Source organism: Xenorhabdus hominickii, assembly GCF_002632725.1.
GTDB classification, from domain to species: domain Bacteria; phylum Pseudomonadota; class Gammaproteobacteria; order Enterobacterales; family Enterobacteriaceae; genus Xenorhabdus; species Xenorhabdus hominickii.
The window spans coordinates 618,712-631,880 of sequence record NZ_NJAI01000002.1 but is presented as its reverse complement, the minus strand read 5'-3'; the positions used below and the strand labels follow the sequence as shown (position 1 = coordinate 631,880).

Sequence of the window (13,169 nt, the reverse complement as noted above, 5' to 3'; positions counted from 1 at the left end):
GTCGCCAACCACAAAAATACGCTGATACTGATCGCCATCGATTTTCAGGTAATTTCCGCTTCTGATTTCGTTCACCGTTCCTGCTCCTTCTTGAGTTTCATGTATTCGCTGTCGTTTGGCACTGTCACGAAACAACCCAATCCAGCAGCCCATTGTTCAACCTGTTCCATGAATCGAAACATCTCGCCGGTGTCCAGTTTGGATGTCTGTTTCAACGTCCTAACGTGCTCAACCTCTTGGGTTGTGACATCTATCCGATCAATAACCTCATAGCCTAGAAACGTGTGCTTGAGCATGTCCTTGACCTCATCTGGGGAAAATTTAGCGCCGTTAGATTTCAGAAAACGACTAATCTCATCGAACCACATATGAGCAGTAGCGTTCTGAGATGATGAGCGGGTGTTTTTCCACGGTTTGATGATGATGCGGTGAGGTTGGTTTGTTGCTAGAACTTCTTTGAGTTGTTGCCACGCAGCTTGTTTGGTTGATTCATGGAATAGAAAATTACATTCCATAAAAGTCCTTAATTTTCATTATTCCAGTTATTTAATACTTGATCTCTAACGTCGCTTTCACATCTTAACCACTGAACGGGAGTAGTTCTTTTATTGCACGATTTACATAAGACAAAACTTTTAAACTTTTTTTCTCTTTTAAAATATTTTGACTCTATAAATACAAGTTCATTCGTTCCACAATTACTGCATAATTTCGGATTAGCCATTCCATCTAACCTCCGTTATTTGCCCTCTGGTTAATGTGGTCTACCTGTTAAATCAGTCATTGTTTGTCTGTATTGGTTCTCAAAATCCCGCAAGTATTCTCTTGACCATCGTACAAATTCCTTTTTGCATTTACGGATCTGGCGTTTGGTTGGCTTGGCTGGGAAAATATAATGATCCTCATCCCAATCGACTGATATTTTCAGAATCCAAAATCGGTAATCAGTGTTGAAATCGACGTAATATACGCTTGCTTCCACAGGATAGCCGATGTGATATTCACTCATCGTCATTTGCCCTCTGGTTCCATGCCTGAATTGCTGCGTGTTCATCGGTTCCAGCAGCAACTGACTGGAAACATTTCCAGCACTCAACAAACTGCTGCCTTTTAAAACCTATAATTCCAGATTATCGTCGCTACCGCATTCAGGACACGGCTTGAGTTCATCTGTCATACCCCCTCCATCAGCTCATCAGGAATGTCAACCTCGTCACCTAACTGAGCAGCCACTACAGCGCGACAAAACGCAATTTGCAGAGTGTCCCCAGATGCCAGTCTCATTGTGTCCTGCCCGTGCCACGGCTTACCATAGGCAAATGCATTCCATGTTTTATTGGCTCTACGCTGAACCATGCCGAACGATTTGCAGTATTTATCCATTAACTGCCCGCACTGTTCCCAGTCGGTTGAAGGTTTAAGCGTGTATTTACCAACATTGGATACAAAATAATCGCGATTTGGCGCTTGAACTTCCGTATTATCCTCGTTAACGGTTCCGCCAATCGCCAACGCCACCGCATAATCCAACGCCCTACCTGTCAGTTCACTCGTTTTGATTTTCATTCTGCCTCCGGATTATCAACCGTTAAATCATCAAGAGACCATGAACGAAAACCTTTACTCTCAATGTAATCTCTTGCCTTATCCATGTCACTAAATGCTGCTATAGGCTCGAAATCACCTTCAAATCCTGGAATACATACAATCCATACTTTCATCTCAAAAGTCCTTCTTGTGGGGTTAAAATTCAATGTCTTCTTGATACTTATCAGATTTAACTCTGGTGAAGTCAGCAGGATCTAACCCGCCACGAGTGTGTGTAAAATAATACGTTTTTTCAGCACCCGGCGCATGTCGTGACTTCGTGCAAATAATTTCCGTAATCCCTTTCATTTCGGTATTGGAATTGTATTTTTCATCACGATAGACCATGAAAATCACATCAGCCACTTGCTCTATCACGCCAGACTCACGGAGATCGGAATTCATGGGGCGTTTGTTAGCTCGCTGCTCCAGATTACGGTTCAACTGGGCTAACGCAATAACCGGACATTTCAGCTCTTTAGCCAGATTCTTTAAACCTGTCGCTATTTCACCGACTGATTGGTTCATGTTGTCAGGGTTCGACATTTTCATGATTTGCAAATAATCCACGATGATTACACCAAGCCCCCCCGTTTGCTTATGCATTCGGCGGGCTTCTGCGCGGATTTCATTAATACTTACAGATGTTTTGTCATTGATGTATATCGGCGATGTTTGGACATCATTGAGCGCATGACCTAGCTTTCCCCATGCTGCGTTCATCATTTCTTTCGTGCTGTTCTCACCCAATAGATCTTCTTTTCGAATATGCGCATGATGGAATGTAATTCGCTCCGATATTTGCCATGTCGGCATTTCCATACTGAAAAACATCACGGGCTTGCGGTTTTTAAGTGCCACTGATTTTGTTATTGCGGTACTGAGTAGGGTTTTGCCCGTACCGGGACGACCGCCAACCACAATAAAATCCGTGTTGTTAAATCCCCCGAATGCTTTGTCAATGTCAGGCATACCCAACACCGTTTTGTACTTCCAGATATCGCCATTTATCATCGATTCAATAATTTCTATCGACTCCTCAACGCCTGCCATGATGTGAGCTGTTCCGCCATCATTGGCACTCCCCAGATTTGATATCTGATTCTCAATATCGCCTGCAATGTCCTGAACTGCACTGATCCCACCTTGGGTAATTCTGGCGATCCCCGAATGCAAGACCGACAACATTTGGCGGGTCATTGATAATTGCTTAAGCTTATCGACATAGCTAGGTAGCAGGCTAATGCTGGGGACGTTCTTTGCGCATTCAGCGATGTAGGCAAACCCGCCGCAATGACCAGAGTCACCACTTTGCTCAAGTTCACTGTTTAGCAACACCAGATCGAACTTGCTACCTGCCACATTAAGCTTTTTTAGTCCTCTCAGGATCAGCCTGTGAGCAACAGAGCTGAAATCATTTTCCGTCAGGGACTCAACCGCGCTGATAGCGATATCAGAATAATCATCACCTGCAATCAAAATACTGCCAATGACCGCCCGCTCTGTATGAATATCAGAAAATTTTTCCATGTTAAGCTCCGTTGCGCCGAGTGATATGTTCCCGTTTTGCCTGCTCGTAGACCTGCGACCAGTTTTCCGGTTTGAGTATCCAGTCCAGTGTTAACCACGGTTTTTCTTCCACCTGACTGAACAGGGAAGATTGGCTGATCAAGTCGAAACAAGTTTCCATATGCTGAACCTCTCGCCATTTTCCTTTGTTGGTTTTACCGTTCCATACCGATTCCAGATTCCGATAGGCTGGTCTGCGCTGCGTCCACTCCTGAACCTCAACAACACGAGCAGGAATTTTGCTATTCCACAGGCTAATCAGTTCCGAATGGGGACAGTCAACAGGGTTTCGGTCTATTTTCTCTTTCCACTTGATAGCGTCAGACAAATAACCGTCGAAGCGACTCATGCGGCATAAGTTTTCAGGTTTCAACTTCTCGCCATACTTCCATTGGGTGACCGCCCATTCGATAACTAACTTGATTTCATCGGCTGTGTAGCATTGCCCTTTGCTCTTCACGGTAGACAATGCTTTCAGGAAGGGAGCCGTTGATTGAAATCGGGAGCGAGTGAGCTGGTTAAAATAATCCAGTATTTCGAGAGTGAGATTTTCTTCCCCCGTGGGGGTAAGGGGGATCTTTTCTTTTTTCTTTAAAGTATTTCTTTTGTGTGTCTCCAAGTTAGAGACTGGATTTGTCTCTAGGTTAGAGACATTTTTTGTCTTCAAGTTAGAGACACCGTCTCTAGGTTGTTTTTTCCATGCGGATATTTCTTTGTTAACTCCAATTTTACTTTCATTCAGTAAAATATAATTCATTGAAATTAATTCTTTTTTTGCTTTATTAACATTCTGTCTGGATAAGCCAGAAGCATCAGCTAATTGTGAATCAGAGATCCTGTCTGACTTTTTGCTAAATCCGTACGTCTTTCGAATTAGCGCCAGCATCAATCTTAATTGCCGTACTGTTAAATCAGAGTGAGTCAGTGACTCCAGTAGCTCGTTTGCTATCTTGGTATATCCATCTTCAAGATTCGCCACCGTCGGCCTCTCTTGCCTGTTTTTAGCTCCAAAATCAGCGTATGCAACATTACTCATGGCGTTTCCCTCCGGTCAGTTCTTCGCGATGCTCGTTGCGTAACTTCGCATCCTCCAGAGCATCACGCAGTTTTTTAACACCCTGCTCAGTTACCTGACGAGCGACCTGATCACGCCGGTTGTTTTTATGTACGCCGCTATCACTAAATTGATTTTTCATGTATAATTACCTCTACGAAATGTTGTTTTGAGAGGGACTTGCATACTTCCTCTCCGTCGTTAAATCGACATCTCAAGTTGCATTTCAGAAGCCTCGTTGGTGCCAGCCTTCGAGGTTTTTCTTTTTGGGTATCGGATATACTCCAATGCCTCTATCAACGCCTTCGCATCCTCCCGATTTATCACTACGTTCGTGTCTGGCGAGTCATACTCAATAGCCACCAGAAAGCGCGCCATTTTCTCAATGAAGCTGAGTTCAGCGATTTTTTGTGGACGCTGCCAACGTGTGATTTGTGATTCATGAACGCCAATTATTCTGGCTACATTCCGTGAGCCGGTGAGTACTAGTTTGTTAAGTAGCTCACTTTCCTTATTTCTGAATAATTTGCTGTAACTTGCGTACTCCATGCGTAAAATTCCTAATGTTAAGTTTTGTTTAATAAATGAACGAAAATATCAACTATGCTAGATAGATGATGGTTGTAGTTTGAGCACTAAAAGATTGGTACAGTTTGCGAACCTCTTAATGAGTTGTGCAAATTGATAAGAGGCTACCCGATAATTTCGGATTGGTTATGATTTAGCCTACCAACGAGGGCGTTTGATAGGGACTCTCCACACGGGCGGAGCATTCATTGTAAAGAGCGGGGGGTTAGGCTGCCTTGGGTGGAAATATGTCATCGAGAGAAACATTCGCGCCGTTGCTATTAAAAATCTCGACAAATTTGCGACATAATGTGAGATCTATTTTTCTGCGGCCAGTTTCATAATGGCATATTGCACCTCTTGTGCATCCCACGTGAGCAGCTAACTCTGATTGAGTTAATCCAAACTGTTCACGGTATAAACGTAGTTTGTTCATGCGAACCTCCTTTTCAGACTCAAAGTATACACATTGTATTCAAAACATCAACAAGAGTGTACTACCTGTGAGTCCAAAATATTGTATACGGATCGTATAATCCAGATATGAACATGACTTGGTTTGACATAGCTAAAGACCAAATGAAGGTCGTTGGCATTACATACGATAAATTAGCTGAACATCTCGGAGTAACAAGAGGTGCGGTAGGTCATTGGCTGAACGGAAGAAGGGAGCCGTCGCTGAAAGAGATCGCGGCAATATTAGGTTTTATAGGGATTAAACACGTTGTTTTGAATTCAGATGGTACAGTTTCTGACATCACGGATTTATCTCCAAATTCAGTGAATGTCGAATCTGAATCAAAGCTGACAAAACAACAAGAAGAATTATTGGAGCTATTTGATAGCCTACCCTCCGAAGAGGCTGATAGATTTCTGCGTGAAATGAAGGCGCGATCGGCGCATTTTAATGCGCTTTTTGCCGAGATGCTGGCGAAGCGTGGCATTAAAGCAAGTTAGCAAAATATGTTGCATAAATAAACTGTAACCAAACGAAATGTTAACTGCGTCGTAAATTTTAATATTAGCCCTCTTTAGCGAGGGCTTTTTTATGCCCTATCTATTCCCTTTCCTTGGTCTATTAGCGACCGCAATCACAAATTCAAATAATCTCAAAAATTTATTTTCTTATAAATCAATAAGTAAATTCTAATCACCGACAAGGTGTACGATTTGTGGTTGCATTGAGGTATACGTTATGTATACTTTAACCATCGAACAGGCAGGACGCCCACGAAGTAGCCGCTACAGGCGTATGAAAATGTAGATGATTCGATACCAAGTTAAATCTAAGCAGTACCTACAATGAATGCTCCGCCCGTGTGGAGAGTCCCTACCCAAAGTGATTTTTGGGGCGTGGTTAGCAGAGTCTAAGGATAGACGCAGAGAGTCGCAGGAAATTTTGCGCGTCGCTAAAAGATACGCGGTTAATTTTCGAACGGCTTTCCATTTCATTAACTGCGCCCCAAAACTTACTCATGGGGATAACCAAATGGAAAGTATCACTATTTTACCTAAAGGCGGTCGGTTGAGTTCCAAAATGTGCCGCTATCTGGAACGTGGCGACCTAGTGACTCATCACCGTTTAGAAGAACACATCCGCCAGTCTGAAATAAAAGCGCTTGAAAATATCATTGATGAGGCTTTCGGAGTAGAAACCGAACCGCGCAAAGTACTGGTACTCAAGCGCAAACCACAAAATGATGGCGCTAATGTAATAGCCAATCTGATTGTTCAAGTTAAAGAGAATGACGAACAGCAAGAACCAACACCCAGCTTCAATAATTGCTGCATGAGCGAAGTAGCTCTTTACTCAACCAAGCAAAGAGCTAGCAATCGGATACTGGAGTCAGGCGGCGTGACGGCGAGGTGAGATTTTCTTTCTCAGATATTTAATCAGCATTGATGGAATATAAACTATAGCCGCGCTGATAAGGTACATCGTAACGAAATAAGCAAAGGTTTCTGGCGAAACACTAGGATAGTGTTCGCGTAGCCATAATTCGAGTGGCTCAGGACGAAACACTATTAACAGGATGTAACCCAAAAAAGCAAAGTTCGATTTGTTAGCTTTCTTAGCCAACCAGCCGACAATCTTTTTACTCCGACTTCTATCCATAGATTAAATTTTATTCTCATTATAGTAGGGAATTTATTCTAACCGATTCCTTCGCGTTGGGGAATGCGAGGAAGCCCACGCCGCCTGAGTGGGTTATCAAATCAGGCAACTAACTCCAGCTAATTCCAAATAAGCAATATTAATTCTGAAAGGAAATAAAAATGAATAAGCAACAATTTAAAAAGGGTTTTAGTGAATTTCGTAAAGCAGCACGTGCAGCAGTTAGAAGTGACAATAAAGCTGCATTCTTTGATTTATGCTCTAGCTTTTTTAATCAGTTTAAACCCAGTGATAGACCAGTTTCTATTTCTATCTGGATGTATAAAAGAGGTTAACTAACTCCAGCTCATTTCCGAGTGGGCTGTGGTGAGTGACTCTGATATATTCATGGATTAGACAATGGGATTCATGAGGGAATATGTATGGAATCATTAACGAGTGTATTATTTTGTATGCTCTGGATTTGTATTATTATAATTTCTTGTTGTTGGTATGTTTTCGCTTTTCTGGGATTGCTTTCTATATTTATGCTATTCAAAGTAAAAACCGGAAAAATATTATTATCAATATCTGCTGTATTAATGATATTCCTATCAACATTGGGATATTTATTCTCGTATAGTTATATATAGTAAAAAATCAAATCACCAAACACCAGCCTCGCCAATGCGGGGCTTTTTATTACCTGAATATAGGAAAGATTATGGAGTGGATTAAAACTAGTGACAGGTTGCCAAATGACGATGGGTATTATTTAGTGTACGAAACTTTTAATAATAGAGTAGCTGATGATTATTTCTTTCATAACGGAAGTGGCGATCATTGGAAGTTATTTCACATCCACGTCACCCACTGGATGCCATTACCCGAACCACCGACAGGAGAATAACAATGAAAAATATTCTTGTAGAAGCCAGCGCTAGAGTTACTTATAGTACTTATTTAGAGGTATCTGATGAGGATTACCAGAAACTTCTCGATATCGAGGATGATGAAAACATGTCTTCATGGTTAAAAGATAATGGAATGTACGAAATATTAGAAAAAAATGGTTTTGATATGGACGACTATGAAGATATGGACTCATTAGAAGATGTGGAATTTATGGAAGTAAGAGGAGATTAAAATGCCTAAACACATTCACGCCGATTTAATGATGAAGCAAGCTGAATTAGCTCTGATTACCGATAAGCCCGGACTTTACTTTCAAGTAAAGGTTAATGATGAATGGGATGATATCATAAGCCACCAAGTTAATTTTGATATATACAGAAAATACAGACTAAAACCCCGCACTATCAAAATCGGTGAGATAGATGTGCCGGAGCCAGTGAAGGAGCCATTAGAGTATGGTGCTGAATATTATGCTGTTCATGTGACTGGACTCATGATAGCTAGCGGCCCAATTATGTGGGAAGGCACCATCTATGACCTGAGTAGTTTAGCTAGGGGGTTTGTCCATCTAGACTTAGAATCCGCCGTACTCCACGCAAAAGCGCTTATTTCTCTGACTCAGAAAAAGGAGAATAGTTATGGGTGACGTAGGTGATGATTACAGGATGTGGAGAGAAGAATTAAAAAGACGTAAGGAGGAACGTCATTCAATCAATAGAGAGAAATTAAAGCAGATTGATATTCCATATTCTATAGATAATAACGGAACCGTTCATTTTAATACCCCAAAAGGAAAAGTACTTTTTTATCCCTCTGTCAATAAGTACCAACATAAAAAAATCGTCAAACTTGGCTCTTTAGAATCAGCGATTAATTTCGCAAAGAGTCTCGGCGCTAAATAATCCAACCCAGAAAATCATTAATCGTTTTCACTAACGAGGGATTTTTACATGCGAAATAACATGCGCGATGGATGTGCAGTCATTCCAACACAACCACAGGCAGTCAGGAACAGGCGCGCATGGAAGCGCTGTCTGGCATTACTCATTGTTTCAATCGTTGTATTTATTCCAGTCTGACGACGGGAGGTAATCATGTGTATTCAGGTTTTATGCTCGTCATATGGAAGTGACAACACATCAACAGGAACGATGCTCACATTTACGGGCAACGCCATCAAAAGGATAGATGGAACCTATGCCGATATCCTCGGAAAAATGTGTTACTCAGCCAAAGAGCAAATGGAACAACTTATTGAGGCAGACCAGTTAGAGAGCCTATTGGATGAGGCTATTGAATTAGGGCAGGCAAAACGGATTATCAATTATCTCCAGTCCAAAACAAGAAAGGAGGCCGCATGAACTTTCTTAACGACTATATCCCCTATGGCGCTCAGGAGGCGCAATACGAGCGCGAAATGGAAGCGGCGGCCTATCAGGAGGCTATAGAGGAGCAACAGGGAGAGGATGCTACGGATATTTATAACAAACTGCCAGAGGGGGTTACTGCTATTTTTTCACCCGAGGTCAACCGTACATTCGGTGATCTATTCGAAACAGACGACGATGCCGTTGAGCGAGTCAATAACCTACTGTATGAACTGAGTTTATTGGAAGCTAAGAGGAGGGAAGCAGCATGAGTACAGCTTTAGTATCACTGGCAGGCACGCTAGCAGACAAGCTAGGAATGAGAGTTCAAGAGGATGAACTCATTGAAACACTGAAAGCAACAGCGTTTAGGGGTAACGCTACGGAACAGCAATTTGTCGCCCTGCTCATTGTTGCTAATCAGTACAACCTCAACCCATGGACAAAAGAGGTTTATGCCTTTCCAGATAAAACAGGGATTGTTCCCGTTGTAGGCGTCGATGGATGGGCACGTATCATCAACGAAAACAAACAGTTTGACGGTGTGGAATTCAGTCAGGACGCCGAGTCATGCACATGCAAAATCTATCGAAAAGATCGCACTCACCCAACAACAGTAACGGAATACATGAGTGAATGTAAAAGAACTACGCAACCCTGGCAAAGTCACCCAAAAAGAATGTTGCGGCACAAAGCCATGATCCAGTGTGCCCGCCTAGCATTTGGATTTGCGGGTATCTATGACCAAGATGAGGCGGAACGTATCGCAGCCGGAACTACGGCTGAGGTAGTCAACGGACAGGAAAGTCATGCTGACCGCCAAGCCTTGATCTCCCGCTGTGAAGAGGCGGCAAAAATGGGTATGGAAGCCTTTGAAAAACTCTGGGTATCACTCTCATTGGAAGAGAAAAGAATCATCGGTAATACCGAAAAAGAACATATTAAAGAGACTATAGCGATAGAGGCTGAATATAGCGAGGTGACAAATGGAGCAGAGAACGGATGAATGGTATCAGGCCAGATTAGGGAAAGTAACCGCCAGCGGATTGGCTAACGTAATGGCTAAAACTAAAAGTGGTGCTGCCGCTTCCCGCCACAACTACATGACAAAACTGATATGTGAGCATTTTACAGGAAAGTATGAAGAAGGATTTAAATCCACTGCGATGGAACGCGGTAATGAATTGGAGCCTGTGGCAAGGGAGATGTACTGTCTCAATGAGTTTGACGCAACGGTTCAGGAAGTAGGGTTTGTTGATCATCCTACTATTGAGCTATTTGGTGCAAGTCCTGACGGCTTAGTTAATGGCGATGGACTACTTGAAATCAAATGCCCCAATACATGGACGCATCTCGATACCATCAAAACAGGCCTGCCAAAACGCGAATATTTACTACAGATGCACGCCCAAATGATGTGCACTGGTCGCAAATGGTGTGATTTCATTAGTTACGATGATCGCTTACCTCCTAATCTTTCCTATTTCAAAACACGGATATTGTTTAATGAGGAATTAGCTAAGGAAATTGAAAAAGAGGTTTTATTTTTTGTTGACGAACTCAAGGATGCAATAAGAAATATAGCCCTATTAGGGGGAGATACTAATGACCGAGGAACCGAGTAAATATTTTCAGGGTAAACCGTGTCCGCATGGACACACGTTGAGATACACGAAAAATCGTAGGTGCGCTGTATGTAGGCGGATATGGGCCAATGAGAATCAAGGCAAATATGTTCGGAATAAACCCGCGCAAAAAGAAAGAACGCACCCCACGGATTTTCAACACCCAGTATTCATTCTCAGCCATCCAAACAGAACCCTCTAACCCCACAGGAACATCTAATGGACATGTACATCACCATACGAACTAACCGTGTCGGATCTGACGTAGAGCTACCCCTCGGTTACACGGCGGATGACTGGAATCAAATGTCATGGGGTGAACAGACAGACGCTATGTCTGCTGTCATCACGGAAAACATCCAGTACGCAATCCACGCCAAATAACCAACATCTAACCCCACCCATTAACTAACGCTACCTCAGTGGCGGGAGGAGTATTGTGACTGTATCACTAGTAAACATAGCAACAGATGAATCAGTAATAGAACTAACCAATGGAAATTGGTTTGAAATTGTGGATATTACCGGGATGGAGAATCTTATCGATACCGATCATTTCAATGATTCAGCAGAAGGAAACTCAGAAACAGCGAGGAAAATGGCTGATTTAATTGAAGCATGGACACCATCAAATAAATGGGGGAATGGTAATCCAGCATTTCAGGAAAAATTAAAAAAACGAATTATCGATTTTTTCCGTAATTGCGAGGGATTTTATACCTACTGATAAATTCGGGAGGCTCATCATGCAGTTCACCCCATGGAACCCCAATCCTAAAGCAGTACAACGGGTCAATGACCCACTCCCCATTCCCACCCAATGCCAATGCTGTCGTAACCACGTAACCATCGCCCATCACACGGAGGTGTTTGGGGAAATTCGCAGTCGCTGGCCGTGGCTCTATGTCTGCTGGTCATGCGATGCCCGCGTAGGAATGCACCCGGAAACGAATATTCCGCTGGGCTATCTGGCAGATAAACCGACACGGGAGGCGAGACGGAAAGGCAAGCAGGTTTTTGATCGGATGCGGGCATTCAGGAACTGGGAACGCACGGATGCTTACAGATGGTTAGCTTGGCAATTAGGCATCAGTTTCAATCGTTGCCACTTCGGCTGGTTTGATACTGATATGTGTGAGAAAGCAGAGCATATATGCAGGGAGTTTAAATAATGGGTAACAAACGTCGTTTTAATTTGTGGCAATGGATTTGGTTGCAGGTCTGGAATTTATCAGAATGGTGCGGAATAGGTTTAGGCCGTTTTGCTCCGTGGGTATTTCATCAAATGATTGGGTGCAATTATCCAGTTAAGAAAATTAAATAATAGGAGCCATAATGAGCAAAGATGTGATTGATATAGCGAATGAAATAGAAAAACTACAATTTAAAGCGGCAATGGAGTTATCTAATTCATGGGTGATGGAAAGATTTTTACTAGTAAATTCAGTTGCCCTTTATTTGCTAGAGAAAGGAGATAAAGAACAGGCGATGAATTGGATGGAGGGGCTTCTTGATTGGGCAGAGGAAGACCTATTATCTGAGGCAGAAAATAACGCCAGTGATTTAAATGGCTGGGTTAATAAGCGAATGGAAAATGAAGTAAGCATAACTAAAGCACTAGAAATTATTCGCGCTGAAATGCCTGATATTGAAATAATTAGAAAATCATGGATAGAGTCCACTGAAAAACTCGCTAAATATGAAAATATGGAGCCTGTGGCGTGGAAAAATATGGTGACCGGGGAAATTTACAATGAGTTTCCGCAATCAAATAAAACTCATTGTCTAGCTGTTCTATATTACCACCCGCCCCATAGTAAATAGCGAGAACCATCATGGATATTATCGACGCAGCGAATGATTTAAATGAGCTGAATCTATCTCATGCCCTCCAGAACCGGCCACCAGCATTAACCAGCATCAACGGGATGTGCCGATGGTGTGAGACGGAGCCAGCAATACACGGGGCATTCTGTAGTCGGGAGTGCGGGGAGGATTATGAGCGGGATAGGCGAAAGAATGACAAACGAGAATGATGATGTAATGACCGACCGTGAATTAGTCGATGCTGCAATTAAATTGGCAGGTAAGTTTTATCAAATGATGGGTTATCTACATCGGGATGGTTTTGAATATTGGAAATCGCCTCACCCGCAAGAACAATTAGTTTTTGAGATGGTTGTTCAGGCATTCGAGGATTTAAGGAGCGCTGATATATATAATGCCATTGAGAGTTTAGAAGATGAAATACAGCCTGATATTAGCTGATCCCCCGTGGCAATATAATAATGCAGCCAGCAACGGAGCAGCCAACAATCACTACACTACCACCGATTTTTATTCCCTCACCCGATTACCCATAGAACAAATAGCCGCTGAAAATTCCGTCC

Annotated in this window: 29 protein-coding genes; 18 read left to right on the top strand and 11 right to left on the bottom strand. The window is 42.6% G+C overall.

The genetic code is table 11. From position 1 onward, the window contains the following. Window positions 1–71 precede the first annotated feature (71 nt). The 9 genes from Xhom_RS10125 to Xhom_RS10095 form a co-directional block, all read right to left on the bottom strand. Window positions 72–515, bottom strand: a complete 444-nt coding sequence (locus tag Xhom_RS10125) for a YbcN family protein (protein ID WP_069315931.1) — start codon at window positions 513–515, stop codon at window positions 72–74. 239 nt (window positions 516–754) lie between these two features. Further along, on the bottom strand, window positions 755–1,096 hold the full coding sequence (locus tag Xhom_RS10120; RefSeq protein ID WP_232326315.1) for a DUF7279 family protein: 342 nt from the start codon (window positions 1,094–1,096) through the stop codon (window positions 755–757). Between the two features lie 77 nt (window positions 1,097–1,173). Then, window positions 1,174–1,566, bottom strand: a complete 393-nt coding sequence (locus tag Xhom_RS10115) for a phage protein NinX family protein (protein WP_069316237.1) — start codon at window positions 1,564–1,566, stop codon at window positions 1,174–1,176. Further along, window positions 1,563–1,721 carry a hypothetical protein gene (locus Xhom_RS30175; protein ID WP_157104615.1) on the bottom strand — a complete coding sequence of 53 codons (159 nt, stop codon included), beginning with the start codon at window positions 1,719–1,721 and terminating at the stop codon, window positions 1,563–1,565. Before Xhom_RS30175 ends, Xhom_RS10115 begins: the two co-directional genes overlap by 4 nt. 22 nt (window positions 1,722–1,743) lie before the next feature. Beyond that, a complete protein-coding gene (locus Xhom_RS10110) occupies window positions 1,744–3,117 on the bottom strand; it encodes a replicative DNA helicase (protein WP_069316238.1) in 1,374 nt (457 codons plus the stop codon). Between the two features lies 1 nt (window position 3,118). Continuing rightward, a complete protein-coding gene (locus tag Xhom_RS10105; protein WP_069316239.1) occupies window positions 3,119–4,192 on the bottom strand; it encodes a replication protein in 1,074 nt (357 codons plus the stop codon). Further along, window positions 4,185–4,352, bottom strand: coding sequence for a hypothetical protein (locus tag Xhom_RS30170; RefSeq protein ID WP_169928422.1), 168 nt, complete (start codon window positions 4,350–4,352; stop codon window positions 4,185–4,187). Before Xhom_RS30170 ends, Xhom_RS10105 begins: the two co-directional genes overlap by 8 nt. 59 nt (window positions 4,353–4,411) lie before the next feature. After that, complete coding sequence (locus Xhom_RS10100) at window positions 4,412–4,759, bottom strand: CII family transcriptional regulator (RefSeq protein WP_069316240.1); 348 nt, start codon at window positions 4,757–4,759, stop codon at window positions 4,412–4,414. Window positions 4,760–5,003: 244 nt separating this feature from the next. Further along, window positions 5,004–5,213 (bottom strand): helix-turn-helix transcriptional regulator, encoded by a 210-nt coding sequence (locus Xhom_RS10095; RefSeq protein WP_069316241.1) that lies wholly within the window; start codon window positions 5,211–5,213, stop codon window positions 5,004–5,006. A 113-nt stretch (window positions 5,214–5,326) separates the two neighbouring features. Here Xhom_RS10095 and Xhom_RS10090 point away from each other — a divergent pair, with 113 nt between their 5' ends. Beyond that, window positions 5,327–5,734 (top strand): helix-turn-helix domain-containing protein, encoded by a 408-nt coding sequence (locus Xhom_RS10090; protein WP_069316242.1) that lies wholly within the window; start codon window positions 5,327–5,329, stop codon window positions 5,732–5,734. 349 nt (window positions 5,735–6,083) lie between these two features. After that, window positions 6,084–6,647 (top strand): hypothetical protein, encoded by a 564-nt coding sequence (locus tag Xhom_RS10085; protein ID WP_145957444.1) that lies wholly within the window; start codon window positions 6,084–6,086, stop codon window positions 6,645–6,647. On the opposite strand, the gene Xhom_RS27090 is transcribed toward Xhom_RS10085, so the two are convergent. Continuing rightward, complete coding sequence (locus Xhom_RS27090) at window positions 6,624–6,893, bottom strand: hypothetical protein (RefSeq protein WP_145957443.1); 270 nt, start codon at window positions 6,891–6,893, stop codon at window positions 6,624–6,626. The genes Xhom_RS10085 and Xhom_RS27090 overlap by 24 nt on opposite strands. 161 nt (window positions 6,894–7,054) lie before the next feature. Between Xhom_RS27090 and Xhom_RS30165 the strand changes: the two genes are divergently transcribed. The 5 genes from Xhom_RS30165 to Xhom_RS10060 all read left to right on the top strand — a co-directional run bounded on the left by Xhom_RS30165 (window position 7,055) and on the right by Xhom_RS10060 (window position 8,689). After that, on the top strand, window positions 7,055–7,228 hold the full coding sequence (locus Xhom_RS30165) for a hypothetical protein (RefSeq protein ID WP_157104616.1): 174 nt from the start codon (window positions 7,055–7,057) through the stop codon (window positions 7,226–7,228). A 368-nt stretch (window positions 7,229–7,596) separates the two neighbouring features. Beyond that, entirely contained in the window at window positions 7,597–7,782 is a 186-nt protein-coding gene (locus tag Xhom_RS10075; RefSeq protein WP_069316245.1) for a DUF551 domain-containing protein, read from the top strand. Window positions 7,783–7,784: 2 nt separating this feature from the next. Then, window positions 7,785–8,018, top strand: a complete 234-nt coding sequence (locus tag Xhom_RS10070; RefSeq protein WP_069316246.1) for a hypothetical protein — start codon at window positions 7,785–7,787, stop codon at window positions 8,016–8,018. A gap of 1 nt (window position 8,019) precedes the next feature. Further along, window positions 8,020–8,433, top strand: coding sequence for a hypothetical protein (locus tag Xhom_RS10065; RefSeq protein WP_069316247.1), 414 nt, complete (start codon window positions 8,020–8,022; stop codon window positions 8,431–8,433). Continuing rightward, window positions 8,426–8,689, top strand: a complete 264-nt coding sequence (locus tag Xhom_RS10060; RefSeq protein ID WP_069316248.1) for a hypothetical protein — start codon at window positions 8,426–8,428, stop codon at window positions 8,687–8,689. The genes Xhom_RS10065 and Xhom_RS10060 overlap by 8 nt, the downstream gene beginning before the upstream one ends. Window positions 8,690–8,733: 44 nt before the next feature. Here Xhom_RS10060 and Xhom_RS30160 read toward each other — a convergent pair whose 3' ends face one another. After that, entirely contained in the window at window positions 8,734–8,883 is a 150-nt protein-coding gene (locus tag Xhom_RS30160) for a hypothetical protein (protein WP_157104617.1), read from the bottom strand. Here Xhom_RS30160 and Xhom_RS10055 point away from each other — a divergent pair. From Xhom_RS10055 to Xhom_RS10015, 11 genes are all read left to right on the top strand, one after another. Continuing rightward, window positions 8,882–9,148: a hypothetical protein gene (locus Xhom_RS10055; RefSeq protein ID WP_145957442.1), complete on the top strand. Its 267-nt coding sequence runs from the start codon at window positions 8,882–8,884 to the stop codon at window positions 9,146–9,148. The two genes, Xhom_RS30160 and Xhom_RS10055, sit on opposite strands and share 2 nt — an antisense overlap. Beyond that, window positions 9,145–9,426, top strand: coding sequence for a hypothetical protein (locus Xhom_RS10050; protein ID WP_069316250.1), 282 nt, complete (start codon window positions 9,145–9,147; stop codon window positions 9,424–9,426). The genes Xhom_RS10055 and Xhom_RS10050 overlap by 4 nt, the downstream gene beginning before the upstream one ends. Beyond that, a complete protein-coding gene (bet, locus tag Xhom_RS10045) occupies window positions 9,423–10,160 on the top strand; it encodes a phage recombination protein Bet (RefSeq protein ID WP_069316251.1) in 738 nt (245 codons plus the stop codon). Before Xhom_RS10050 ends, bet begins: the two co-directional genes overlap by 4 nt. Continuing rightward, window positions 10,141–10,779 (top strand): lambda exonuclease family protein, encoded by a 639-nt coding sequence (locus Xhom_RS10040; RefSeq protein WP_069316252.1) that lies wholly within the window; start codon window positions 10,141–10,143, stop codon window positions 10,777–10,779. The genes bet and Xhom_RS10040 overlap by 20 nt, the downstream gene beginning before the upstream one ends. A gap of 219 nt (window positions 10,780–10,998) precedes the next feature. Then, complete coding sequence (locus tag Xhom_RS30155; RefSeq protein WP_157104608.1) at window positions 10,999–11,163, top strand: DUF7167 family protein; 165 nt, start codon at window positions 10,999–11,001, stop codon at window positions 11,161–11,163. A 55-nt stretch (window positions 11,164–11,218) separates the two neighbouring features. Continuing rightward, window positions 11,219–11,506 (top strand): hypothetical protein, encoded by a 288-nt coding sequence (locus Xhom_RS10035; protein WP_069316253.1) that lies wholly within the window; start codon window positions 11,219–11,221, stop codon window positions 11,504–11,506. A gap of 19 nt (window positions 11,507–11,525) precedes the next feature. Continuing rightward, a complete protein-coding gene (locus Xhom_RS10030) occupies window positions 11,526–11,951 on the top strand; it encodes a zinc-finger-containing protein (protein ID WP_069316254.1) in 426 nt (141 codons plus the stop codon). Beyond that, the gene (locus Xhom_RS30150) at window positions 11,951–12,103 is read left to right on the top strand and encodes a hypothetical protein (protein WP_157104618.1); all 153 of its coding nucleotides are present in this window, start codon (window positions 11,951–11,953) and stop codon (window positions 12,101–12,103) included. Before Xhom_RS10030 ends, Xhom_RS30150 begins: the two co-directional genes overlap by 1 nt. 11 nt (window positions 12,104–12,114) lie before the next feature. Further along, a complete protein-coding gene (locus tag Xhom_RS10025; protein ID WP_069316255.1) occupies window positions 12,115–12,603 on the top strand; it encodes a hypothetical protein in 489 nt (162 codons plus the stop codon). Between the two features lie 11 nt (window positions 12,604–12,614). After that, window positions 12,615–12,815: a hypothetical protein gene (locus tag Xhom_RS10020; protein WP_071933860.1), complete on the top strand. Its 201-nt coding sequence runs from the start codon at window positions 12,615–12,617 to the stop codon at window positions 12,813–12,815. Continuing rightward, window positions 12,799–13,047 (top strand): hypothetical protein, encoded by a 249-nt coding sequence (locus Xhom_RS10015; RefSeq protein ID WP_418384846.1) that lies wholly within the window; start codon window positions 12,799–12,801, stop codon window positions 13,045–13,047. Before Xhom_RS10020 ends, Xhom_RS10015 begins: the two co-directional genes overlap by 17 nt. Window positions 13,048–13,169 lie beyond the last annotated feature (122 nt).